The following is a 26986-nucleotide window of genomic DNA, read 5'->3' on the forward strand; positions in this document are numbered from 1 at the left end:
GTGTATTCGGCCTGGATCAAGGAGTTTGACGGTGAGCAGGTGGAGCTGTTAAACGAGCGGTTAGGGTTTGCCCCCAGCATGCCCCTGAAAACAAAATTATCTAAAATAAACCAATAATATCAACACCTTAAAGATATACCCACTACTATAGGGGGGTATACTACCTCGCATGTTGCTCATCTGTAAACAAAAAGAAAGATATTTGAATTGAGCGTAACCCTTCCAAACGGTACAGACGATATTTACGGCATATGTTCTCCACCGCTGAGGCTATTTAGCTCGTAATGTTAAAAATTTGCACTTATAACGCACGATGTGAACAGAAATAACATTTTCGTCACCTAACATAGTCGCGATAAACAAAATGGTGGTGTTAATGATTGTACTAAAAAGCTTTTTATTCTTCGCTGGCGCAGCGGCCGCCTGCGCACTTGGCGTACTTTGCCTTTGGGTGGACATGCACTTTTTTGGTCATGACATCCCTGAATTATCAATGACCGAAATCATGCAGGAAACGGTATTAGCGGCCATCGTATTTCTCCATTTTCGGCTCGCAAGGCTGTATGTTCCCATGCGCTACTGCAATATTCTCGTGGGAGGTTTTTTCCTGAGCATGTTAATTCGCGAGCTGGATGCCCTTTTCGATCTTATTTCTCACGGCAGCTGGGTGTGGTTCGCTCTTATTACCGCGCTGGCGTCCCTCATTCGCCCATTAATGCATTATCGTGAAACGCTGGACCAGCTGGCAAAATATACACAATCGCCGTGGTACGGCATTCTGCTGAGCGGCCTGCTGTGCGTGCTGGTCTTCTCCCGTCTGTTCGGCATGCAGGAGCTATGGCACGCCATCCTGGAGCATGGCTATATTCGCGTGGTGAAAAACGCCGTTGAGGAAGGTAGCGAAACGTTCGGCTATATGCTGTGCCTGGGCGCTTCCCTTGGCTATTACGCTACCTTTCGCCAACGCGAGGGTCGGAAATAATCCGCTTTCCCGCTGCGTATGGGATCGTTATTTCGCGCTCGCGGCCGGCCTATATCCCGGCGCCCCTTTAAGACATTAACTTTCGTTAATTAAGGATACGTGTTTATTTCGTAGAAGGTCAGAGAGTGAAAGGTAGACATATCCTAAAAATGCGCAATCCGCTGCCGATTTCAGCGGTTTATCTCTCACTTCCGCCATCAGCGACTATCCTTAATCTACCAACAAAAGGAGGCAGGAATGTCTGATATCGACGCTGATAAAAACGCTCAATACGCTGGCGATAAAGCCAAAAACAAACTCGATGAATTGTCCGGCTCTGCGCAGCAGCAGTTTGGCGAGTTCGTTGATTCCCCTAAGCACCAGGTGAAGGGGGCGGCGAAAAAATACGCGGCCCAGGCCAGCGATGCCGTTTCGGACGTCACTGAAGCCGTCAGAAACAACCCGCTAACCGGCTTAATCGCCGCAGGTGCGGTTGGTATCGTCCTGGGGCTTTTGCTGGGACGTAAATAACATCAGGCCCTCCGGGGCCTTTTTCTTTCTCCCTCTCCTTTCCTCCCCCCTAATTCTGATAGTTCTGGGGTCAAATGTACGCTCTGTACAACAAACTTGTACAATTTCTATGTACAGATTTGACTAAATAGTATAAATTCCATTCCAGTGATGTTACACAATTGTTTGTTAACGGTGGAAAATTATGCGTCGCAACCATGCTCCCTCTACAGCAGAAAGCGCTATCACGTTGTATTTCAACAAAGATAACGTGCCAACACAGCAGGAAACGCTCGGCGCCATTGTCAGTGAAATCATTAAAGAAAATGTACAACTGAGCAGAATGACAATTTGTACAAAGCTCTTACGCCGGATTGAGGAGTCACATTCCGACGTTGAGAAAGCACACTATAACGGTCTGATCGCCCTTTTCTTCGAGCGTTAACCTGAACACTGTTTTTTAACTTACTAAGTTAGGCACGCTGAGCGAGAATAGCTATATCGAACGCGATGACTAACCCCATGCTACAGCCTGCCGCGTGTAGCAGAGTGAGATTGAAGCTATGCATAGAACTAAATTTGAACGACTTAAAGATGACCTGATTGGTGAGGCCGTTTTATCAATCCTGAAAGAGAACGGGCCGATTACCTTTGCGTCTCTTGCCAGTCGCCTCCGGGCAATGGCTACCGTTGAATCAAATGACGAACGTAAAAATGCATTGGTTGCTGCTGAAGATGAAGTGCGCCAGCGCGTAACCGGCGTATCGCAGGATCGAGGAAGGGTCATAGGAGATTATGACATCGGCCGCATGCGCTCTCTCTTCAGCAAAACCACGCTTCTGGCCCCAGACAAGAAACACTAATATTAACCGACACGGTGACCACCATGAGTAAAGCGCTTAGGCAGCAGACGTACAACTTTGAAGCACTGCACGATAAAGGACTGGCAGAACATTTCCTGAATGCGGGAACGCATCTCAGCGGTGAGGTTGAAGTATTAGGCTCTGCCATCCGCTGCATTATGCTGACCGGCGATAATCTTTCTAATAAAGAGATCATCCTGCAACTTATTCACGCTCTTGAAATTACGCCAGAGCCTGATGCCTGTGACGTTATTCGCAACACGCTTGAAATTGTGGTCGGTTTTACTCGTGATGATATCTGAGAACGGTCTGTATCAACGGTGAGTCTCCGTTTTAAATGCTGGTGGTTAACAAAAGCCTGCTTTTATTGTTCCACCAGCATACCGCTAGCTAAATAATCGCACCATACGATCTAACTCTTCTTCTTTTACCGCCCGGGAAAAATAGTATCCCTGGAAGCGCTTAACGCCCAATGCGACAAGCTTTTCAAATTTTTCCTCGCTGTCCACCCCTTCCGCAACGCATTCCCCGCCCGTCAGATCGCTATAAATCTGTATTGCCTTAATAATATTATATTCATTATCGTTAGCGACAAACGCCTCGACGATATCCCGGTCGAGCTTAAGACCATCAAAGTGAACCTGTCTGACGGGAAACATGGCGTGATCTCGTGAAAAACAGTCATCCAGAAACAAACGACAGCCAGCGCTGCGTAAGCGCTGAAGCGTTTCGGGTATATTTTTATCCTTCGTGACGTCAACGGTTTCCGCTAATTCAAAGACAAGCTTATCGGCCCATTGCGTCTTAAGTAACATCTCAACGGCCTTTTTCGCCATGCCCGGCAGCGCGTTTCCGGACGCCAGCTGGGGCGGTATATTCACTGAAAAATAATATTTACCGTTGTATTTATTAATGCCGGATACGGCAGCGTGGATCGCCAGCGCCGTCAGCTTTAGCCATATTTCAGCGTTTTTTATACCGCTAAGAAACTGGCCCGGCTTAATAATTTCTCCGTTTTTATTCCAGCGCAGCAAAATTTCAAACCCTACCCCTTTTTTATCGCCGTCGGTAATAATCTGATATGCCGCAAAGATTTCCCGCTTGTGCAGCGCCTGTAATACCGCCACTTCCGCTTCTGAAAAGGCCTGCTGATTATCAGGCGCAATATAGACTTCATCCCTGAATACGCGCGAATCGTTAAACCACAGCCGAATAAGATGCAACTTGGTTAAACCCACCTTACGATGGCTATAGACGGTTTTATCCGACACCCCCAGCTTCACGCATAACGCCTTAATTGAAACCCCGCGATAAAAGTTCAGCAATACGTCCAGCTCACGCTTCGTTAAGCCATGCACATTTTCTTTTTCTCCATTATCGGGAACGTCACGCAAAAGGCGTGACGAACGTGCCTGGCCGCTCGAATTATTCGTTAACTTATCTATGACCTCTGAAATATTCGCTATGCGGATCCTGGAGAGCATTTTTTTATTACTGACGAGGCTTTTCAGCGTGGCGTAGAGCCACCTTTCAGGCACTGCGCCATACAGCGTGACGCCGGAAACAGCGGGCAGCGCATTAAGAACGGATACCAGCCGCTTCAGGCTTTCAAGAAAGGCGGCAACGTCGCGACCAAGAAAAACAGAAATGGTAACTGATTGATTATATGCCATTTTACTCACATCAGCCGAACACACCTCATCCTCTTCAAAACGGAGGCGCGTGACGTTTACGCCACGGGCCTTAAGGAGCTGGCTGTACCCCTGGAAGGTAAAGGCGCAGGATGAAATAACAAATCGTTGCTCAGAACACGCGTCGTTCAGTGAAGATAAATGTTGAGGCATAACCTGCTCCTGAGAATGAAGATGTCATTCCCGCTGGGGATGAAAATCAATAATTCGCGTTGCACAACATTATTTTACCGCACCCCCTAAGGTTAATAAACCGTTATCAATGTTAAGTACCGGAACATCTTTGGGTTAATCAACCGGCGCATCCATAAGCCGTATAAATATAACTTTCTTTTCATATAACGTAAGTATCCGGGACTTTCTCAAGGTATAATGAAAATTCCGAAAAAGAAGAGCGGACACTTCATCTTATCGGCTCATACAAAAAGAGAAAATGCTATGGATAATCATATCTCATCCAGGGCCTTGTTACATCGACGGGATGTCATTAAGCACAACCCGCGATTTAGCGAAGCCATAAAAGAGCACTACAGAATTAATGACGCCATCTATAAAAAACAGCCCCTGTTCTACAAGACGATGCTTCAGGAATCACGCTTCAATATAATACTGTCTATGTGTTGTTTTGTTTTTGGCAATCAGGCCGAGTCAGTTTCAGAAATTAAGGAATTGTGCTCCCGCTATAATATCGCCAGCCCTAACAGCGTTATCGCGATCATCACAATACTGAAAACCACCGGGCGAATTAAGACCTGGCGCTGCACCGAAGATCGACGAAAGACAAAAATCGCCCCTACGGATAAGGGACTCGATGAGCTTAAGCGCTATATGTCCGGGGCATTTACGCCCGTGAGCATTCTTTATCCGGCATTCAATATAAACGTTAACCTGCTGGATAATGATATTTTACGACACAACTTTTTCCGGCGGGCTGCGGAATATCTTTTCCGGGGATTAACGTTCAGAAAAGTACTTCCTGAGGTCGGGTTATTTATCGATAAAGATGGCGGCCGCATGATTATGCTGTATCTCTACTTACAGGCCATTGATAATAAAACCGCACACGGCGCAACCATTGCGTATTCAGCCAGCACGCTGGCAAAAGAATTTTTTGTTTCGCGTATTCACGTTAACCGGATTATCAAGTCGGCACAGGAGGCGGGTTATCTAAAAGATCGCGGCGACGGCCGGATGTCGGTCTACCCGGCATTTATTGAGCTTGTCGAAAATTATGCCGGGCTCTATTTCGCCTATGTCACCCATTACATCAACGTGGTGCCAAAAGAACGACGCCATGCCCCCAGCATGACGTCCGCATACTAATCTCACCGGCGTTCGGCTTGCTGAACGCCTTTTTTATCGCTCGCGAAGCGCCTCTTTTGCTTTATTGAGCGGCTTCAGCAGATAATCAATAATCGATTTACTGCCGGTTTTGATATCGACGGTGGCTATCATGCCCGGAAACACCGGAAATGCTTTACCCTGCCTGTTCGTCAGGTGGTTACTCTCCGTACGGATATAAACGCGATAGTAATAGACGTCCCTTTTTACCTCGTCCTGGAGCGTATCCGGGGAAATCATCGTCACCTCGCCCTTCAGCCCGCCGTAGATGGAGTAGTCATAGGCGGTAATTTTGACCAGCGCTTTTTGCCCCGGATGGATAAACGCCACGTCGCGCGGGGAGATTTTCGCCTCGATAACCATCTGGTCGTCAAGCGGGACCAGGCTCATCAGCTTGCCGTTTGGCGGGATCACCCCGCCTACCGTCGTCACGTCAATATCCTTTACGATGCCGCGCACCGGCGCATTGAAGGTCAGACGAGTCAGCGAATCTTCGCGCCCTTTCATGACGGAACGCTGCGCTTCGATCTCCGCGTTGGCCTTCGCCAGCTCTTCACGCGCGCGAACGTAGTACTGGTTCTTCATCTCGGTGATTTTATTCTCAAGCTCGTTCTTCTGGCGCTCAAGACGCAGCACCTCAACCTTGCTGGCCGCGCCCTGCACAACCAGCGGACGGGTTAGCGCCAGCTCGCGCTGCACCAGCGCCGCTCCCTGACGCAGCCCGGCCAGCCCTTTTTCCAGGCTCTCGCGGCGTGACTGATAAAGTGCCGTTTCCTGCTTAACCAGCTCGACGTCATCGTCCAGCTCCGCCGGGAAAGCCAGCGCCGTATCGTTTACCTCGGCCTTCAGGCGCGCGGCGGTTGCCAGCGCGGCATTAAGGCGGGATTCACTCTCCAGCACGCTGGATTCCGTTTTGGTGCGGTCGAGCTGCGCCAGCTGCTGGCCCCGCTCGACGATATCGCCTTCGCGCACCAGCAGGCTGTGAATAATCCCCCCCTTCCAGGGACTGGATCACCTGTTCGTGGGACGACGGGATCACCTTGCCGCTGCCGGTCGTCACCTCATCCAGCTGGAAAAGGCTGGCCCAGATGATAAAGACCGCCAGCAGGGCAAACAAAGACCAGGCCACCAGCGTGGAGCGCGGCAGGCGCGGCTCCTTCAGCCGGCTGTTAAAACGGGAGAAATCATTCATGCCACGCCCTCCGCTTTCAGTTTGACGGTACGCTGGGGCGCCTGCTGCGGCGCCATGCCGTGCTGGCGCAGGATGGCATCCCGCGGGCCGTCCATCACCACTTTACCGTTTTCCAGCACGATGATGCGGTCCACCAGCTCCAGAATCGGCAGACGATGGGTAGCGACCACCAGCGTCCGGCGCTTGCCCAGCCACTGCCTGAGGTGCTGAATAAACTGCTTTTCGCTCACCTCGTCCAGCCAGGCGGTAGGCTCGTCCAGCAGCAGAATATTCGGCGACGTGATCAGCGCGCGGGCCAGCAGCAGCGCCTGACGCTGGCCGCCTGAAAGCCCCGCGCCCCCTTCATTGATGATGTAGTTCAGCCCCATTTTCTGCTTACGCACAAACTCCAGCGCGCCGCTGTTGACCAGCGCCTGGTGGATCTCGTCGTCCGTCGCCAGCGGGTTACCCATCAGGATGTTGTCCCGCACGGAGCCAAAGAACAGCCGCGCCTGCTGGCTCAGCAGCTGCATGTCGCGGCGCACGTCGGCCGGATCCAGATGATTGAGCGCGATATCGTCCAGCAGAATGCTGCCCTGCTGCGGCTCCTGCATGCCGGCCAGCAGCTGTAGCAAGGTGCTTTTCCCGGAGCCGTTGCGCCCGAGTACCGCCACGCGCTCCCCGGCGCGAATGCGCAGCTTGCTGATGCTCAGCACGGTAAGCTTCTCTTCTTCGTCATAGTAAAAACCCACGTCGTCGAGAACGTAGTCGCCCCGCAGGTGCGCTTTGTGCACCTTTTTGCCCTGCTGAGGATCGTCAATCGGGCGCTGCATCAGATCGTCCAGGCCCTTTCTCGCCACCTTCGCCGACTGCCAGCGGGAAAGCACGCCGGAAATCTGCGACAGCGGCGCGATAGTGCGCGAGGCCAGAATCGAGGTCCCCACCAGCGCGCCGGTGGTCATATCGCCGCTGATAACCAGATAGCACCCCACCAGCAACACTACCGCGTAAACGATGGACTGTACCTCCTGCGTCCACGTCAGCAGCAGCCCGGTCAGCCAGCGCTGCTTCATGCCGACGCTTGCAGCCACGTCGTTGGTGTTGTTCCACTGGTTCTGAAAGCGCTGTTCGGCGCGCATGAGCTTAATGTCCTCGATGCCCTGCACCGCCTCCACCAGCGTGGCGTTACGGATGGCCGATTCGCGCATCCCCTCGCTGGACAGCTTCCCGAGCGGGCGCTGTACCAGCAGGCCGGGGATCAGCAGCAGCGGAACGGCCAGCAGCACCACCAGCACCAGCGGGCCGCCAATCATCCACAGGATGAAGACAAACAGCAGGAAGAACGGCAGATCGGAAATGGCCGCGATGGTGGTTGAGGTGATTAGCTCGCGCACCGACTCCAGCTCGCGGATCTGGGCGATAAACGAGCCGGTCGACCTTGAGCGAGCGCCGTTTTTGATCCGCAGGGCGTGGGCGAACACGCGTTCAGAAATGCGCAGATCCGCGCGTTTCCCCACCACGTCCGAAATATGCACCCGCAGCATGCGCATGATGAACTCGAACACAATGGCAATCATTACCCCGCCGAACAGGACCCACAGCGTGGCCTCCGACTGCGACGGCACCACCCTGTCGTACACCTGCATGGAAAAGACCATCCCGGAGAGCGCCAGCACGTTAGCGACCAGCGCCACCAGCATGATGTCGCCGTAGCGCCGCCAGTCCTTCAGCGCCAGCTGCCAGAACCAGTTCTTCTCGTACGGTTTGATGTACTCGTCTACGCGGGCATCCGGCGTGGACTCCAGCGGGCGCAGCACCATCAGCCCCTTCAGGCGTGGCCCCAGCTCTTCGCGGGTGAGCGTCGTCTCAAGGCCGCCGTCGCCGCTAAACTGCAGGCTGACGTTGCCGTCGCTGTCCATACGGTTAATCACCGCAATCTGCCCGCCGGTAAATTCCGCCAGCAGGGGTAAACGCCACGGATCGAGCGAGACCGCCTCCGCCGCCACCATACGCATCCCCAGCCCCAGCTGGCGCGCCATCTCCTCCAGCACCAGCTGGCGCGGCGACTGACTTTCGTGGTTAATCGTTACCCGAACATGCTCAGCCGAAAAGTCCAGCCGATAGTGCTTCGCGATGATGAGCATGCCCTGCAGCCAGGGTTCGTACTGTGGATGTGTCTTCATAATGCTACGTCCTGTTCAGGGCGATAATTTCGCACTGAAATGATACCTTTGCGGGACGATAAGTAATGGAACGATCCCTAAACGAACCCGCAAAATAATCTTGTGAAATATAGGGTTATGGCTATTCGTGTAAAGAAACGCAAAAGGCCGCGAGGATCGCTCCCCGCGGCAGGTTTTTACGCAATTAACAGCTGATGATTAGCCAGCAGCGTGGCCAGATCAGTCTGCACGCCGTTCAGCGTCACCAGGGTGGTCGGCGTGAACTGCCCGCCCGCCCCGTCCAGGTCAACCTGGATCTCGGTGTTGCTGCCGTTCTGCACCACGCGGATGTAATCGGCGATGTTGCCCGCGCTGCTGTCCAGCGTGGCGACGCCGTTGACATAGCTCGCCGAGCCGCTGCCGGTATAGCCGCTGTCGGACAGCAGGTCGCGCAGGTCAATGCGATCCGTATCCGCCGTCCCCTCCCAGGTACCGACGGTGAAGCCGTTGACCACATCGCTGCCGTTCCCGCCGGTCGCGTCCGAGGCGCTGATCAGCTTATAGAGCAACGTGTCGTGACCGCCGCTGCCGATGTTGAAGGTGTCGTTACCGCCGCGACCTTCGAACTGGTTATCACCGCTGTTGCCGGTAATGACGTCGTCGTAGTCAGAGCCGTTGATCCCTTCAATATTGAGCAGTCGTGACGTACCGAACCCGGTGTCCTGCGCGGTTGAGAGGCGCAAATCGACGGTTACGCCGGACGTGGCGTTGCGGTAATCCACCGCGTCCATTCCGCCGGTGTTGCTCCAGGTGTCATAGTCGGAATGGGTATTCCAGCCGCCGGAGCCGTTGTAGGTATAGGTGCCATCCTCCGCGATAAAGGTGTCGTTATACCCGGTACCGGTAATCGTTCCGCTGTGGCCGCCGGTGGCCGCTTCGGCGGTGAGCACGTAGCCCTCCTTGCCGTTGCCCGCCTCCAGGCCGCTCCAGGTGACGTTATCCGACACGCCGTTGGTGATTTTCACGATCTCTGCCGAGTAGGTCTCGTTCGGATCCAGGCCGTAGAAGCTCACCAGCGCGGAGGTATCGTTCGAACCAATACCGGACTGGGCGTTGATGATCTGCGAGGCCACCAGCACGCCTGCGGCGTTGTACAGGTTGACCGTATTGCCGTAGTAGGCGTTGATGCCTTCGCTGTCGACAATGTGCAGATGCATCGCGGTACCGTCCGCAATGGTCTTGCTGTTTTGCACCAGCACCACCTTGCCGTTTTGCTGCGAGACCAGCAGGTCCTTCGCACCGTCCCAGTTGTAGTCCACTGCGGCCACGCCGGTAACGTTAGCAAGCCCTGACGCCAGCTGGCTGGAGGTCCAGCTTGAGCCGTAGCCGTTGTTGGTGAACAGCGTCGCGGTCTGCGAGCCGCCGTAGGTGCTGAGCTTAACGATGTCCATCTGCCCGTCACCGTTCCAGTCTACCGCCACCGACAGATAGCCCGCGGAGGCGTTAGAGGCCTCAACCGCGCTCTTGGTGGTGGACAACTGTCCTGCACCGTTGTTGTAGTAAATCACCCCACCGGTGTTGTTGTAGCTGCTGCCCAGGTACAGATCCATGTAGCCATCACCGTTGAAGTCCGCCCACGTCATGGACGCCGCCGTGGTGGTATTCGCCGCGTTCACCACAAACACGTTGGTCATGTTCTGGCCGATGGACAGCGTACCGTTGCCGTTGTTGTTAATCACGGTAAGCGAGTACGCGCCGCTGCGGTTGGTGTGCTGCACAATATCCACCGTGCCGTCGTTGTTCAGGTCGACGCCGGAAATCTCGCGCCCGGAATCAAACTGACCGTAGAACCCACCCTCACCGCCGGTGCCATCCGGCGACAGAACGCCGTTGTTGTTCACCAGGTAGGTCAGGGAGTCCATACCGGCATCACCGTAGGCCAGGTCCAGATAGCCATCCCCGGTTTTATCGTACGCCATCACCCCGCCGTACCAGATGGTGGTCCCCATCGCCAGCTGGCTGGCGTTATAGGTGCTGCCATCGTAGGTCCACATCACCTGCGTGGAGCCGGCGTAGGTGTTCTCCGTTGCGAAGATATCCTGCGTGCCGTTACGGTCGAAGTCGGCGGCGGTCTGGCTCACCACGTAGTAGCCGCGGGTATTGCTCAGCGTATTTCCGGCATAGGTCGAGCTATCGCTGCTGGAGTAAGACTGGCTGTTAGCAATGATGCTCCACAGGCCGCTGCTGTTCGTGCCGACGGTCATGGTCGAGTTGTTGCTGTTCCCCGTCGTGGTCGCCCAGTCGGTATTCACCGTGGTGGTATCAATCACCAGGCTGCCGGTCGCCGTGCCGGTGGTATTGCCGTTGCCCGCGCTGCTCTTGACCTGCGCCGTGACGTCGTAGCTCGCCACGCTAAGGGCATCGCCGTCCGGGATCTGCAGATACCAGGTGTTGTGATCCGGATCGACGACGACCGCACCGCCGGTCTGCGAGGTATAGGTTTTACCGTTCACCGTCACCACCAGATATTCACCGTTCACCAGGTCTGCGGATACCGTACCGCTGACAATCGGCGTGGTATCGGAGGTGGTCTGGGCGGTAATTGCCGCCGTGGTGGTCGGTACGCTGGTATCGACGTTCAGCACAAACCCGTCCGATTCCGTGTAGTTACCGGCTTTATCGGTGACGCGCACAATGTAGGTGTGGTTGCCATCGCTCAGGCCGTTGTCCTGGAAGGACCAGCTGGCGCTGCCGTTCATGGTCACCTGACCAAGCAGGATTCCGTCACGGTAAAGCTGCACAATTTCACCGTCCTCCGGGGCGCGGTTGAGCGTACCGTTAATCAGCGGCGAGGTATCATCCGTCGCGACTGACGCGCCGTAGGTGCCCTGACGTTCGCCTTCCCCGTCGGTGTAGCTGACCACCGTTCCCACCGTGTCAGGCGGCGTGGTATCCACCGTCACGATCTGAGAAGCGGTCGAGCCAACGTTGCCCGCCTGGTCAACAATCCGCACCTGATAAGCGTAATCCCCGTCAGGCAGATCGCGGGTATCGGTGTAGCTCCAGCGCTGGTTCGTCACCGAAGCGTCAACCCACGTATTGCCGCCGTCGAGGCTGATCTGCACCCGCTCGTCGCCTGCAAGCGCGCTGCCGAGCGAGCCGTTGAGGGTCAGAGTGGTGTCCATGGTGATGAAATCACTGCCGGACTGCCCGGTATCGTCGCTGATGCTGTCGATGGTGATGCCGTACTGCGGCGCCTGCGTGTCCACCGTTACCGCCTGCGACGCGGTAGCGCCGACGTTCCCCGCCTGGTCGACGACTCTCACCTGGTAACTGTAGCTACCGTCGGTCAGCGTGCGCGTGTCGCTATAGCGCCACTGCGTGCCGCTCACGGTGGCGTATACCCAGGTGGTGCCGCCGTCCATGCTTACCTGCACGTACTCTCCCGCCCCCAGCTCCGCCCCGAGCGTGCCGTTGAGGGTGTACGAGGTCGAGCTGGTCAGGAAATCGTTGTTATCGAAGCCGGTATCCACGGTGATGTTATCCACGGTCACCGTAATCGCGGCATCTGGCGCCACCGTATCGACGGTCACCTGCTGATGCGCGCTGGCGCCCACGTTGCCCGCCGCATCGACCACGCGCACGTAGTAGTCATAGGTCTGGTTACCCAGCGTGCGTCCGTCCACGTAGTACCAGCTGTTGCCGGTGACGATAACGTTCTGCCAGGTTACGCCGCCGTCGATGCTGATCTGGGCATACTCCCCGTCGGCCAGCGTCGCGCCCAGCGATCCGCGCAGCGTCAGCGAGGTATCGTTGGTGATAAAGTCGCTGCTGCTCAGGCCGGTATCGTCGCTGATGCTGTCGATAGCGATCGTTTTGCTGGCGTCCGGCGCTACGGTATCAATCGTGACAACCTGGCTGGTCGTCGCGCTGACGTTCCCCGCGTCGTCAATCACCCGCAGCTGGTAGTTGTAGTCGCCGTCGGCAAGCGTGCGGCCGTCCATATACGTCCAGCTCAGCCCGCTCACGCTCACGTCGGTCCAGGTCACGCCGCCGTCGAGGCTGATCTGCGCGTGGTCGCCGCTGCCGAGGGCCGCCCCGAGCGTGCCCTTCAGGCTGATCTGGGTGTCGCTGGTGATAAAGTCGCTGCCGGACAGGCCGGTATCCTGCGAAACGGCATCCACGGTTATGGTCGTTGCAGCAGGCTTCGTCAGGTCAATCACCACGTCCTGGCTGTCCGTTGCCCCCACGTTCCCGGCGTTATCAATCACCCGCACCTGGTACGCGTACGTACCGTCGGTCAGGGTGCGGCCGTCGGTATAGCGCCATGTGGTGCCGGTCACGGCCAGGTCAGTCCAGGTCGCGCCGCCGTCGAGGCTGATCTGCGCCTTCTCGTTATTGCCGAGCGCCGCCGTCAGCGAGCCGTTGACCAACACCTGTCCGTCGTTAGTGATGAAATCACTCGCGCTCAGGCCGGTGTCGTTTTGCAGGGAATCAATGCTGATGCCCATTGACGGCGCGGTCAGATCCACGGTGACGGTGTGGCTGTCGCTGGCGGCGTTGCCGATGGCATTGCTCACCTGAGCGTTGATGACGTACGAGCCGCCGTCCGCCAGCGCGGTCACGTCCGCGCTACCGAGCGTATAGCTCCAGCTGCCGTCCGCCTGCACGGTGGCGGTATAGGTTTTGCCGTTCAGCGTGATGGTCACCGTCTGGCCCGCAGGCGCGTCGGTGGTCCCGCTGATAACCAGAGGCGTGCCGTGCTCGGCGGCGTTAACGATGTCGTCCTGCGCAAACGTGTTGATGCCGATCGTCGGCACGTCGCCGTTCAGCGTCACGTCGTGCGATGCGCTGCCGGGGTTCCCCGCCTTATCGCTCACCGAGGCGGTAATGGTGTACTCCCCGTCGGTCAGGCCAAGGAAGTCGCGGCCCGGCACGAAGACCGACCACGCCCCGTCCGCCGCGACGGTCGCCTGGTAGCTGTGCCCGTTGAAGGAGACGGTGACCGTCTGCCCCTGCTCCGCCGTGGTGGTGCCGCTGATGGTCTGGCCCGCCAGCTGCTCGGCGTTGTTCACAATATCGTCATCGGCGACGGTGCTGATGGTCACGGTCGGCGCCGTGGTGTCTACCGTTAAGGTATGCGTGGTCTGGCCGTTATTCCCGGCTTTGTCGTTAACCGAGGCGGTCACCGTCAGCGCGCCGTCGTTCAGGGCAGCCAGGTCGGCGGCAGGAACGTCGAGCGTCCAGGTGCCGTCGTTTGCCACAGTGGCGGTATAGGTTTTCCCACCCAGCGTCACGGTGACGGTCTGGCCCGCCTCGGCGCTGGAGGAGCCGCGAACGGTCAGCGGCAGCTGCGCTTCCGCCGCATTCAGCACGTCATCCCCTGACAGCGCCGCAATGCTCACCACCGGCGCGGTGGTATCCACGCTGATAGTATGCGCTGCCGAAGCGCCGTTGCCCGCGCTGTCGTGCGCCGATACAGAAACCTGATAGCGCGCGCCGTCCGCCAGCGCGCCGACGTCCGCAGCCGGAACGGTGGTAGTCCACGAGCCGTCGCTCTGGATGGTGGCCGTATAGCTCTTGCCGTTGAGGGTCACGGTAACCTGCGTACCGCTGGCAAACTGCGCGCTCGACCCGCTAATCACCAGCTCGTTGCCCGCTTCCGCGGCGTTAATAACGTCATCGCCGCCGATAGCGTTCACCGTCAGCGCGACGGAGGCCGTGTTCACGACGACGTCGTGGGTCCGGGTGCTGCTGTTGCCCGCGCTGTCGGTGATGGTCGCGGTAAGGGTCACGGTGCCGTCGTTGAGCGCAGAAATCACGCTGGCCGGAACGCCCACGCTCCAGTTACCGCTGGCGTCAACGGTGGTGGTGTACTGGTTCGTACCTAAGGTGATGAACACCTTATCGCCGACGTTCGCGCCGGTTGCCGTGCCGCTGACGATCTGCGCCTGCGCGTGCTCCACGCTGTTAATAACGTTATCGCCCGCCACGACGTTAAAGCTGACGGTCGGCGGCGTGGTGTCCAGCGTAATCGCCTTGCTCGCGCTGCCCGGGTTCCCCGCGGCATCGCTGACGCTGACCTGCACGGTGTAACCGTTGTCTGCCAGGGCGGACAGATCGGTGCCAGGAACATTGACGCTCCAGACGCCCCCCTGCTGCACCTGGGCGGTATAGCTGTTGCCGCCGAGCGTCACGGTCACCGTCTGGCCGACTTCGGCCGTTGTCGTACCGGAAACCGTTACACCGGCCCCGGCTTCAGCGCCGTTGATCACGTTATCGCCCGCAACCGTATCAATAGTGACGGCTGGCGCGGTGGCATCCACGCTGTACTCGCACCCCGCGGACGCGCTGTTGCCGTGCGCGTTGGTAACGCTCACCTGCACGCTGGCGTCGCCGTCCTTCAGGCCCGCCAGATCCGCAGAAGGCACGGTTGCGGTCCAGTTACCGTCAGCATCCACTTTCGCGGTATAGGTCTTGCCGCCGAAGGTAATAGTGACGGTCTGGTTTTCTTCCACGTTAGTCGTGGCACCAGAAAGCACCAGATCCGCCCCTTTCTCCGCCGCGTTAATCACGTCGTCGGCGGCAATGGCATCAATGCTGATAGCCACGGCCGCCAGATCGACGGTCACGTCGTGGCTGATAGTGACCGGGTTGCCCGCGCTGCTCTGTCCCGCCACGATGACGGTGACCGTACCTGCGGCCAGGGCACCTACGTCTGCCGCCGGGATTGCCGCGCTCCAGGTGCCGTCTGCCAGCACGGACGCCGCGTAGGTTTTGCCGTTGAGGGTCACGGTGAGCGTAGCGCCCGCCGCCAGCCCGTCGCTGGAGCCGGTGACGATCAGGTTTTGAGTATGTTCAATGCTGTTGATCACGTCATCGCCCGCCACTACGTCCACGCGCAGGCCCGGCAGGTTAGCGTCGATAGTAATCTCGCGCTCGCCGGTGCCGGTGTTGCCGTGGCCGTTGGTGACGGAGGCTGACACGGTCAAATCGCCGTTGCCGAGCGCCGTCAGGACGGACTCCGGCACGCTTACCGACCAGTTGAGATCGCTCTGTACCGTCGCGGTATAGCTGTTGCCGCCAATGGTCACCGTCACGGTATTACCCGCTTCAGCGTTCGCCACGGTGCCGCTGATGGTCTGGCCGGTAGCCACTTCCGCGGCGTTGATGACGTTGTCGCCCGCCACGGTGTTGATGGTGACGGTCGGCAGCGCGGTGTCCACCAGCAGGTTAGCGGTATTGCTCACGCTGTTGCCCACGCCGTTAGTCGCGGTCGCGCTCAGGGTGTAATTCGCCTGGCCCAGGCCCGCCAGATCCGCCGCCGGTACCGTCAGGCTCCATGTGCCGTCCGCCGCCGTCGTCGCCGTATAGCTTTTACCGTTCAGGGTCACGGTAACCGTGGTGCCTTGCGCCAGGTTAGCGCTGGTGCCGCTCACGCTCAGGTCCTGACCTTTCTCCACCGCGTTCAGCACGTTATCGCCGCTGATGGCGCCAAAGTTAACGGACGGCAGGCCGGTGTCGACGGTCACGCTGTGGGTGCCGGTGCCGGTGTTGCCCGCCGCGTCGGTGACGGACGCCGTGACGGTCGCGGTGCCGTCGCTGAGGCCGGAAATGACGCTGGCCGGAACGCCCACGCTCCAGTTACCCGCCGCGTCCAGCACGGTGGTGTAGGTCTGGCCGCCAATGGTGACGGTGACCTTGTCGCCCGCCGCCGCACCGGTAGCGGTTCCGCTGATGATTTGCGCCTGAGCGTGCTCGGTGACGTTAATGACGTCATCGCCTGCAACGGCGTTGATGGTCACCGCCGGAACGGTCACGTCCACCGTCAGGTTGTGGTCAACGGAGGCCGGGTTACCGGCTTTATCGCTCACGGAGGCCGTCACGGTCACGCTGCCGTCGCTCAGACCCGCAAGGTCGGCCGCCGGAACGTTCAGCGTCCAGCTGCCGTCTGAACCTACCGTTGCGGTGTAATCCTTGCCGTTCAGAGAGACGGTCACCGTCTGGCCCGCTTCGGCGGTGCTGGTGCCGGAGATCGCCAGTTCAGACTGCGCTTCCGCGGCGTTCAGAATGTCGTCTGCCGCAATCGTACTGATGGTCAGCGACGGCGCGGTAGCGTCCACGCTGTACTCGCGCCCCGCGGACGCGCTGTTGCCGTTGACGTTGGTGACGCTCACCTGCACGCTGGCGTCGCCGTCCTTCAGGCCCGCGAGATCCGCAGACGGCACGGTATAGGTCCAGTTGCCGCTGTCATCGACGGTGGTGGTGTAGATTTTGCCGTTCAGGCTCAGGGTAACGGTCTGCCCGGCCTCCACGTTGGTGGTAGCGCCTGAGAGCACAAGATCCGCCCCTTTCTCCGCCGCGTTAATCACGTCGTCGGCGGCAATGGCGTTGATGCTGATAGCAACGGCCGCCAGATCCACGGTGACGTCGTGGCTGATGGTAATCGGATTCCCCGCCGCGCTGTCGCCGGTAACGCTGATTTTCACGGTGCCTTCCGGCCAGGCGCTCACGTCGGTGGACGGGATCGCCGCGCTCCAGGTGCCGTCCGCCAGTACCGTCGCCGCATAGTCTTTACCGTTGACGGTGACGGTCAGCGTCGTGCCCGACGCCAGCCCGTCGCTGGAGCCGGTGACAATCAGGTTCTGCGCGTGCTCGATGCTGTTGACGACATTGTCGCCCGCCACGGTATCCACGCGCAGTCCCGGCAGGTTAGCGTCGATAGTAATATCGCGCTCGCCGGTTCCGGTATTGCCGTGGCCGCTGGTGACGGTCGCCGTCACGCTCAGGCTACCGTTGCCCAGCGCGGTCAGCACGTCAGACGGCACGTTCACGGACCAGGTCAGATCGCTCTGCACCGTTGCGGTGTAGCTGTTGCCGCCTATGGTGACGGTAACGGTATTGCCCGCTTCGGCATTCGCCACGGTGCCGCTCAGGGTCTGGCCTGCCGCCACTTCCGCCGCGTTGATGACGTTGTCGCCCGCCACGGTATTGATGGTTACGGTAGGCAGCGCGGTGTCCACCAGCAGGTTCGCGGTATTGCTCACGGTGTTGCCCACGCCGTTGGTGGCGGTCGCGTTCAGGGTGTAATTAGCCTGACCGAGACCGGCCAGATCCGCTGCCGGAACCGTCAGGCTCCAGGTGCCGTCTGCCGCAGTCGTCGCCGTGTAGTTTTTGCCGTTGAGGGTCACGGTCACCACGGTGCCTTCCGCGAGGTTGGCGCTGGTGCCGCTGACGCTCAGATCCTGACCCTTTTCAACGGCGTTCAGGACGTTGTCATCGCTGATGGCGTTGAAGTTGACCGATGGCAGACCGGTATCGACGGTCACGTTATGCGTGCCGGTGCCGGTGTTGCCCGCCGCGTCGGTGACGGACGCCGTGACGGTCACGGTGCCGTCGCTGAGGCCCGAAATCACGCTGGCCGGAACGCCCACGCTCCAGTTACCCGCCGCGTCCAGCACGGTGGTGTAGGTCTGGCCGCCAATGGTGACGGTGACCTTGTCGCCCGCCGCCGCGCCGGTGGCGGAGCCGCTGACGATCTGCGCCTGGCCGTGTTCCGCCACGTTAATCACGTCATCGCCCGCAATAACGTTAATGGTTACCGCCGGAACGGTCACGTCCACCGTCAGGTTATGGTCAACCGAGGCCGGGTTACCGGCTTTATCGCTCACGGAGGCCGTCACGGTCACGCTGCCGTCCGTTAAGCCTGCAAGATCGGCCGCCGGAACGTTCAGCGTCCAGCTGCCGTCTGAGCCTACCGCTGCGGTGTAGTCCTTGCCGTTCAGGCTCACGGTCACCGTCTGCCCCGCTTGTGCGGTGCTGGTGCCGGAGATCGCCAGGTCAGACTGCGCTTCGGTGGCGTTCAGGATGTCGTCAGCCGCAATCGTACTGATGGTCACCGACGGCGCGGTAGCGTCCACGCTGTACTCGCGGCCCGCCGAGGCGCTGTTGCCGTTGACGTTGGTGACGCTCACCTGCACGCTGGCGTCGCCGTCCTTCAGTCCTGCCAGATCGGCGGACGGCACGGTGGTGGTCCATTTGCCCTGCGCGTCAACGGTTGCGGTATAGGTTTTTCCGCCAAAGCGTATCGTGACGGTCTGATTTTCTTCCACGCTGCTGGTGGTGCCGGACAGCACCAGATCCGCGCCTTTTTCCGCCGCGTTAATCACGTCGTCGGTGGCGACGGCGTCGATGCCGATCGCCACGGCCGCCAGATCCACCTTCACGTTATGGTCGATGGAAACCGGGTTGCCCGCGCTGCTCTGGCCCGCCACGGTCACGGTCACCGTGCCTGCTGCCAGGTCGGCCACGTCCGCCGCCGGAATCGCCGCGCGCCAGGTGCCGTCTGCCAGCACGGTGGCCGCATAGGTTTTACCGTTCAGGGTGACCGTCAGCGCGGCGCCTGCGGCCAGGCCATCGCTGGAGCCCGTCACGATCAGGTTCTGCCCGTGCTCGATGCTGTTGATCACGTCATCGCCCGCCACGGTGTCCACGCGCAGGCCCGGCAGATTTGCATCTATAACGATTTCGCGCTCGCCGGAACCGGTGTTGCCCACGCCGTTGGTGACGCTGGCTGACACCGTTAAATCGCCGTTGCCCAGCGCCTTCAGCACCGCTTCCGGCACGTCGACGGACCAGGTCAGGTCGCTCTGCACCGTTGTGGTCCAGGTGTTGCCGCCAGCGGTGACCGTCACGGTATTGCCCGCCTCGGCATTTACCACCGTTCCGCTGAGGGTCTGGCCTGCGGCCAGCTCGGCGGCGTTAATCACGTCGTCGCCCGCCACGGCGTTAATGGTGACGCCGGGCAGGACCGACTCCACGCTAATCCCGTGCGAGGTGCTGGCGCTGTTGCCCACGCTGTCCGTGGCTGACGCAGTGACGGTGTAAAGGGCTTCACCCAGCTGGCCCACTTCGCTCGCCGGAACCGTGGTCGTCCATTTTCCGCTGTTATCAACCGTGGCGCTGTAGGCTTTGCCGTTCAGCATTACGGTCACCGCTGCACCCGCCGCCAGGCCGGTTGCGCTGCCGGAGACCGACAGATCCTGCGCTTTTTCGGCGCTGTTGATGACGTCATCGTCGGAAACGGTGTCGATGGTCAGCACCGGCGCGGTGAGGTTGACCTCAACGTCGCGGGTAGCGCTGCCGCTGTTCCCGGCTTTATCGGTCAGCGCCGCGGTGATAGCGTGATCCCCGGCGGCCAGAGCGCTAACGTCTGCCGCAGGCACGCCCACGCTCCAGTTGCCGGAGGCATCCAGGGTGGCGGTGTACGATTTGCCGTTGAGGGTAACGGTGACCACGTCGCCCGCCGCCGCGCCAGTTACGGAACCCGTGACAATCAATGCCTGCGCATGCTCGGCGCTGTTGATCACGTCGTCGTCGGAAACGGTGTTAATGGTCAGCTGCGGAACGGTGGTATCGACCAGCACGTCACGATCCGCAGAGGCGGGGTTGCCCGCCTTATCAGACACGGCGGCGCTGATGGTGTAGTTGCCTTCGGTAATCGCGCCTACGTCTGCAGACGGCACGGTCACGCTCCAGCTACCGTTCGCCTGTACGGTGGTGGTGTAGTCCACGCCGTTCAGGGTGACGGTGACGGTCTGGCCCGCTTCGGCGTTAGTGACGCCGTTAACGACCAGATCCTGCTGCGCTTCTGCGGCGTTGATAATGTTGTTGTCGCTGACGATCTCAATGGAGAGCGTTGGCGCGGTGGCGTCCACGCTGTATTCACGCCCCGCCGAGGCGCTGTTGCCGTTCACGTTGGTGACGCTCACCTGCACGCTGGCATTCCCGTCCTTCAGGCTGCCGAGGTCGGCTGACGGCACGGTCGCCGTCCAGTGGCCGCTCGCGTCCACGGTGGCGGTGTATGACCTGCCGCCAAAGGTGATGTGGACGGTCTGGTTTTCTTCCACGTTGGTGGTGGTGCCGGACAGCACCAGATCCGCGCCTTTTTCCGCGGCGTTAATCACGTCGTCCGCGGCAATCGCGTCAACGCTGATGGCCACCGCCGCCAGATCGACCTTCACGTCATGGCTGATGGAGACCGGGTTACCCGCCGTGCTCTGGCCTGTGACGGTCACGGTGACCGTGCCCGCGCCAAGCGCGCTCACGTCCGAGGCCGGAATGGCCGCTGTCCAGGTGCCGTCGGCCAGCACCGTCGCCGCATAGATTTTACCGTTTACGTTCACCGACAGCGCGGTGCCGCTTGCCAGCCCCTCGCTGGAGCCGGTGATAATCAGGTTTTGCGCATGTTCAATGCTGTTGATGACGTCGTCACCCGCCATGGTATTTACGCGCAGGCCCGGCAGGCTGGCGTCGATGGTGATGTCGCGCGCGCCGGAGCCGGTGTTGCCCACGCCGTTGGTAACGCTGGCGGACACGGTCAAATCGCCGTTACCGAGCGCTGTAAGCACGTCGGACGGCACGTTGACCGACCAGCTTAAGTCGTCCTGAACCGTGGCGGTAAAGCGGTTGCCGCCCACGACAATCGTGACAGTGTCACCGCTCGCCGCCCCGCTGACCTTTCCGCTCAGGGTCTGCCCGGAGGCGACCTCCGCCGCGTTGATCGTATCGTCAATCGCCACCGCGTTGATGGTCACCGTCGGCAGCGCGCCGTCAACCCGCACGCTGTGGTCGGCGCTCGCGCTGTTGCCTGCGGCATCGGTCACGCTCGCCGAGACGGTATAGCCCGCTTCGCCCAGCGCCGAGACGTTGGCCGCCGGAACGGTAACGCTCCAGCTGCCGCTGGCGTCGGTGGTCGCGGCGTAGCTTACGCCGTTCAGGGTTACCGTAACGGCGGTATTGGCCGGCTGGTTGCTGGTGCCGGTGAGGAGCAGATCCTGGCCTTTCTCCGTCGCGTTAATCACGTCGTCGTTCGCGACGGTATCGATGGCGATAGTCGGCGCGGTCAGGGAGACGTCAACATTGTGCGCTGCGGTGGAGCTGTTGCCCGCTTTATCCGTAATCGTGGCGGTAATGGTCTGGCCGCCGTCCGCCAGCGCGCCCACGTCCGCCGCCGGCACGCCCACGCTCCAGCTGCCGGACGCGTCCAGCATCGCGGTGTAGTCTTTGCCGTTCAGGGTAACGGTGATTACGTCGCCCGCCTGCGCGCCCGTTACCTTACCGGAAACGATCAGCGCCTGGCCGTGCTCGGCAATATTAACGATGTCGTCGCCCGCCACGATGTTGAACGTAATCTGCGGAACGGTGGTGTCGACCAGCACCGAGGAGCCCGCGCTAGCCGGGTTGCCCGCCTTATCGGACACGGTCGCCGTTACCGCCGCGCTGCCGTCGGTAATGCCTGCCATATCCGCCGCCGGAACGTCGAGCGTCCAGCTGCCGTCCGCCTGCACCTGCGCGGTGTATTGATTGCCGTTGAAGGTCACGGTGACCGTCTGGCCTGCTTCGGCAGTAGAGGTGCCGCTCAGGGTCAGATCCTGCGCCGCCTCTGCCGCGTTCAGCATATTGTCATTGCTGATGGTGTTGATGGTCACCGTCGGCGCGGTGGTATCGACGCTGAATTCCTGCGCCGAAGACGCCGCGTTGCCGTTCACGTTGGTGACGCTGACCTGCACGCTGGCGTCGCCGTCTTTCAGGCCGCTCAAATCAGCTGACGGTACGGTGTAGGTCCAGTCGCCGTTGGTATCCACCGTCGTGGTATAGGTTTTACCCGCGAAGGTGATGGTCACGGTCTGACCCGCTTCAACGTTGGACGTGGTGCCGGAAAGCACCAGGTCCTGGCCTTTTTCCGCCGCGTTGAGCACGTTATCGTCGGTCACGCTGCTGATGGTGATGGCGACAGGCGCGAGATCGACATCCACGACGGTCCCGATAGCCACCGGGTTGCCGGAGGCATCCTGCGCGCTGGCGCTGATGGTGAGCGAACCATCTGCCCACTGGGACACATCGGCCGCCGGTACCGCCGCCTGCCAGGTGCCGTCCGCCAGTACCGTTGCGGAATAATCTTTGCCGTTGATGGTCACGGTAACGGTGCTGCCCGCCGCCAGATCGCTACTGGTACCAGACACAATCAGGTTCTGCGCGTGTTCAATCACGTTAATCACGTCGTCACCTGCGACGGTATCAATCCGCAGTCCCGGGAGTTGGGCGTCGATGTTGAAGTCGAGAGAAGAGGAGCCGGTATTGCCGTGCGCGTTGGTCACGCTGGCCGATACGGTGAGCTCGCCGTTGCCGAGCGCGGTAAGCTGGCTCTCGCTTAACGACAGGCTCCAGGTGAGATCGTCCTGCACGGTAGCGGTGTACGTCTGGCCGCCAAGGATAATAGTGACAGTGTCACCTGACGCTGCGTTCGTCACCTTACCGGTCAGGGTTTGCCCTGCCGCCACTTCCGCTGCGTTAACGATATTGTCACCCGCCAGCGTGTCGATCGTCACCACCGGCAGCGAGGTGTCCACCAGCACATCGTGTGAGGTTGAGGCGCTGTTGCCTACGTTATCCGTGACGCTCGCCGTCACGGTGTAATGGGCTTCTCCCAGCGCGCTAACGGCCGAGGCCGGTACGGTCACGCTCCAGTTACCGCTGGCGTCAGTAGTGGCGGTGTAATTGATGCCGTTCAGGTTAACGGTGACGCGTGTTCCTTCCGGCTGATTGCTGGTGCCAGAGAGCAGCAGATCTTCACCCTTCTCGGTCGCGTTAATCACGTCGTCCGCCGCCAGCGTGCTGATGGCGATAACAGGCGTCACGGTATTCACCACCACATCCAGTGAACTGCTTCCGGTATTGCCGGATCGGTCGGTCACGGAGACGTCGATGGTCCAGGTGCCGTCCGTCAGCCCCTGCACGACAGACGCGGGCAGGCCAAGGCTCCAGTTCCCCGCCGCATCCACCACCGTGGTGTAATCGACGCTGTTAATGGTGACGGTCACCCGATCGCCCGCTGCCGCGCCGGTCACGGAGCCGCTCAGGATCTGCGCCTGTGAATGGGCGAGCTGGTTAACGGTATTGGTGTCGGTGACAAAGTCGTTAATCGTCACCTGCGGCACGGTGGCATCCACCAGGCCGACGCGGTCCGCGCTGCTGGTGTTGCCCGCCACGTCGCTCACGGTGGCCGTCACGGTGAGGTTACCGTCGTTCAGCGCGCCAGCATCGGCGGCCGGAACGCTCAGCTGCCAGCTGCCGTCCGCCTGCACGGTGGTCTGGTACGACTTGCCGTTCAGCGTCACGGTGACCGTCTGGCCCGCCTGCGCGCTGCTGGTGCCGCTGACGATCAGGTCCTGCTGCGCTTCTGCCGCATTGATGATGTTATCGTCGGTCAGGTTGTTAATGGTTATGGTCGGCGGCTGCGTATCCACCGTCACCACGCGGGCCGCATCGGCGCTGTTGCCGCTGGCGTTCGTCACGCTGGCGCTAATCTGCGCGCGGCCGTCGATCAGGGTTTCCATGGCGCTGGCGGGCACGGTCAGGCTCCAGGTGCCGTCCTGCTGTACCTGCGCGGTAAAGGTCTGGTCAGCAAATTTGACCACCACGGTCTGGCCTGCTTCTACGCCCTGCGTCTGGCCGGACAGGGTCAGATCGCTGCCTTTTTCCGCCGCGTTGAGCAGGTCATCGCCTGAGACAACGTCAATAGTGACCGCCACGGCGTTCAGGTCCAGCTCGACGGGATGCTCGGCAGAGACGGTGTTGCCCCAGGCATCCTGCGCGCTGGCGTGCACGACGACGTTGCCCGCCGTCCAGGCCTGGAGATCGGCTGCCGGCACGCCGATCTGCCAGCCGCCGCTGGCGTTAACCACGGCAGGATAGTCGACGTTATTAATGGTGACGGTAATCTGCGCGCCGGCGGCCAGATGGGTGCTGGAGCCGGATACGGTCAGATCCTGCTGCTGCTCTATGGCGTTAATGACGTCATCACCGGAGATGGTGTTGACGCGCAGGCCCGGCAGTTCGGCGTTGATGCTGATATCGCGCTCGCCGGTGCCGGTGTTGCCGTGGGCGTTGGTGACGGAGGCGGTAAAGGTCAGTTCGCCATCGCCAAACGCCTTAAGATCCGCTGAAGGGATCGTCACGCTCCAGGTCAAATCGCTGCTGACCTCGGCGGTATAGCTCTTGCCGCCCACGGTAATGGAGACCGTATCGCCCGCCGCCGCGCCGGTTACGCGCCCGCTGAGGGTCTGATCGACAGCCGTTTCGGCATTGTTAACCAGGTTATTGCCCGCAAAGGTATTGACGATCACCTGCGGCAGCGCGGTGTCAACCAGCAGGTTCGCCTCGGCGGAGCCGCTGTTGCCCACGCTGTCGGTGCCGCTCACGCTGACGGGGTAAAGGGTGTTCGCCAGGCTCAGCACGTCGGAGACCGGCACCTGCACGGACCAGACGCCGCCCGCCACCGTGGCCGCATAGCTAACGCCGTTGAGGGTCACGGTGATGGCGCTGCCGTCCGGCAGGTTGCTGGTGCCGGTCAGGCTCAGCGGCTGCATGGCCTCCTGCGCGTTCAGGACGTTATCCTGGCTGATGGCGTCAATCGTGAATTCCGGCGGGTTGCCGCTCAGGGTAATATCGCGCGTGGCGCTGCCGGTATTGCCCGCCGCGTCGGTCACGGAAACGGAAATGCCGTGTTTGCCTTCCCCCAGCGCACCGACGGCGGAGGCAGGAATGCCTACGCTCCAGCTGCCGTCCGCCTGCACCGCTCCGGTGAAGGTCTGTCCGCCAACGGTGACGGTCACGATATCGCCAGCGGCCGCACCGTTTGCCTTACCGGAGATAATCTGCGCCTGGCCCTGCTCGCTGGTGTTCAGAATATCGTCGCCCGCGACGGTGTTGATGGTCACTACCGGGGCCGTCGTATCAACGGTAACGTCCGCGGTGGTGGATGCGCCGTTCCCCGCCTTGTCGCTGACGTTAACCGTCAGGGTGTGCTGACCGTTCGCCAGCGACTGCACCTCGCTGGCGGGCAGCGTGACGGACCAGCCGCCATCGCTGCCCACGGTCGCGGTATGGTTTTTACCGTTCAGCGTCACCGTCACGATTTGTCCGGCTTCGGCGCTGGTTTTACCGGTCAGGGTCAGCGGCTGATTATGCTCCGCCGCGTTGATGACGTTGTCCTGCGCGAGAGTATCGACGGAAATCGTCGGCGCAGCGGTATCCACGCCAATCGTCTGGCTGCCGGTCACGGTGTTGCCCGCCGCGTCTTTACCGCTGACGTTCACCGTCCAGGTGCCGTCCCCCAGCGCCTGCGCGTCCGCGGCCGGCACGTTCACGCGCCAGCCGCCGTCGGCGCCCACTTCAGCGGTATAGGTTTTGCCGTTCAGCGTAACGGTCAGCGCCGTGCCCTGCGCCAGGTTTTTAGCGCTGCCGGAGAGCGTAAAGCCGGCGGCTTGTTCGCTGGCGTTAATCACGTTATCCCCCGCCGTCGTCGCCAGCGTCACGCTCGCGTCGGCAGTGGTGACGGTGACGGTAATGCTGCCGGCCGCCGTGGTTTTGCTGCCGTCGATCTGCACGACCGACCAGGTATGCTCCCCATCCTTCTGGGCGGGTAAGGTTACCGACCAGGTGCCGTCTTTGGCGACCATGGCGCTGGCGATGGTGCTTCCGCTGCTGTCTTTGACCTGTATCGTCGCGCCCGGCTGGCCGGTGCCGCTAAAGGTTGGGGTGTTGTCATCCGTGATGGCGTTTGCGCTCAGCACGCCCTGCCTGTCACCCGCGTTGTCCGTAAGCAAGAACGTCGGCGTGGCGCTCTCAACCTCTTTCGTATTATCAATCACCTTCGTTTTGGTTTCACCGTCGCCCCCGCTGGCCAGCAGCGCGCCGATGGCCCCGCCGCCGAGCGCCGCGCCCGCAATCCATCCCCACGGCGCATCGCTCAGCGCGCTTCCCTGCTCCAGGAAAGGCTCAATGCTGCTAATCGGCGCGGCCTGGGCGGTTAATTCGGTCGCGACAGCGCCTGATGCTTCCCCGGCATCGGCAAATGAAATATGCGTCAGTTCCTGGCTATCGTTAAATACCAGTTCGGACTGATTATGGGTTTCCGGATCGTCGACAAAATAGTTATTGCAGCGAATGACGCTGCCGTCTTTCATATAAATAAGGAGGTCTTTTCCCTGGCGGACATAACGCACCACGTCCTGCGCAGAACCCTGAATTTCAATTACGCTCGGCGATGAAATGGAGACCGACAGATTTCCTTCGCCGGTTAATCTCGTTTTTTCTGCCGTCTTGCGAACGATGACATCAACAACTTTTGCGTTACTCATATTCTTCTCCTTGCAGGTGTGCGGATTCCTGTGGATATGTCCACCAGATGGATGTAGCTATCCCTGGGAAAAAACACCCATTTT

General features: G+C 59.9%; 9 protein-coding genes and 1 pseudogene. 6 read left to right on the plus strand and 4 right to left on the minus strand.

Going from position 1 to position 26986, the window contains the following annotated elements:
- Positions 1-376: 376 nt before the first annotated feature.
- The 5 genes from HWQ14_RS16750 to HWQ14_RS16770 all read left to right on the plus strand — a co-directional run bounded on the left by HWQ14_RS16750 (position 377) and on the right by HWQ14_RS16770 (position 2636).
- Positions 377-982: a transporter gene (locus HWQ14_RS16750; RefSeq protein ID WP_176610372.1), complete on the plus strand. Its 606-nt coding sequence runs from the start codon at positions 377-379 to the stop codon at positions 980-982.
- Positions 983-1219: 237 nt separating this feature from the next.
- Positions 1220-1492 (plus strand): DUF883 family protein, encoded by a 273-nt coding sequence (locus HWQ14_RS16755; RefSeq protein WP_148419487.1) that lies wholly within the window; start codon positions 1220-1222, stop codon positions 1490-1492.
- Positions 1493-1676: 184 nt separating this feature from the next.
- Positions 1677-1916: a regulatory protein YcgZ gene (gene ycgZ, locus HWQ14_RS16760; protein ID WP_176610373.1), complete on the plus strand. Its 240-nt coding sequence runs from the start codon at positions 1677-1679 to the stop codon at positions 1914-1916.
- Between the two features lie 118 nt (positions 1917-2034).
- Complete coding sequence (locus HWQ14_RS16765) at positions 2035-2334, plus strand: hypothetical protein (protein ID WP_148419485.1); 300 nt, start codon at positions 2035-2037, stop codon at positions 2332-2334.
- 23 nt (positions 2335-2357) lie between these two features.
- Entirely contained in the window at positions 2358-2636 is a 279-nt protein-coding gene (locus HWQ14_RS16770) for a biofilm development regulator YmgB/AriR family protein (RefSeq protein ID WP_148419484.1), read from the plus strand.
- Positions 2637-2720: 84 nt separating this feature from the next.
- Here HWQ14_RS16770 and HWQ14_RS16775 read toward each other — a convergent pair whose 3' ends face one another.
- The gene (locus tag HWQ14_RS16775; protein WP_176610374.1) at positions 2721-4178 is read right to left on the minus strand and encodes an EAL domain-containing protein; all 1458 of its coding nucleotides are present in this window, start codon (positions 4176-4178) and stop codon (positions 2721-2723) included.
- Between the two features lie 285 nt (positions 4179-4463).
- Here HWQ14_RS16775 and HWQ14_RS16780 point away from each other — a divergent pair, with 285 nt between their 5' ends.
- The gene (locus HWQ14_RS16780) at positions 4464-5348 is read left to right on the plus strand and encodes a MarR family transcriptional regulator (protein WP_176611220.1); all 885 of its coding nucleotides are present in this window, start codon (positions 4464-4466) and stop codon (positions 5346-5348) included.
- A gap of 33 nt (positions 5349-5381) precedes the next feature.
- Here HWQ14_RS16780 and HWQ14_RS16785 read toward each other — a convergent pair.
- From HWQ14_RS16785 to HWQ14_RS16795, 3 genes and pseudogenes are all read right to left on the minus strand, one after another.
- Positions 5382-6558, minus strand: a pseudogene (locus HWQ14_RS16785) (HlyD family type I secretion periplasmic adaptor subunit).
- Positions 6555-8720 carry a type I secretion system permease/ATPase gene (locus HWQ14_RS16790; protein ID WP_176610375.1) on the minus strand — a complete coding sequence of 722 codons (2166 nt, stop codon included), beginning with the start codon at positions 8718-8720 and terminating at the stop codon, positions 6555-6557. Before HWQ14_RS16790 ends, HWQ14_RS16785 begins: the two are co-directional and overlap by 4 nt.
- A 176-nt stretch (positions 8721-8896) precedes the next feature.
- Complete coding sequence (locus HWQ14_RS16795) at positions 8897-26902, minus strand: Ig-like domain-containing protein (RefSeq protein WP_176610376.1); 18006 nt, start codon at positions 26900-26902, stop codon at positions 8897-8899.
- Between the last annotated feature and the right edge of the window lie 84 nt (positions 26903-26986).

Source organism: Enterobacter cloacae, from assembly GCF_013375935.1.
In the GTDB taxonomy this organism is placed as follows: Bacteria; Pseudomonadota; Gammaproteobacteria; order Enterobacterales; family Enterobacteriaceae; genus Enterobacter; species Enterobacter pasteurii.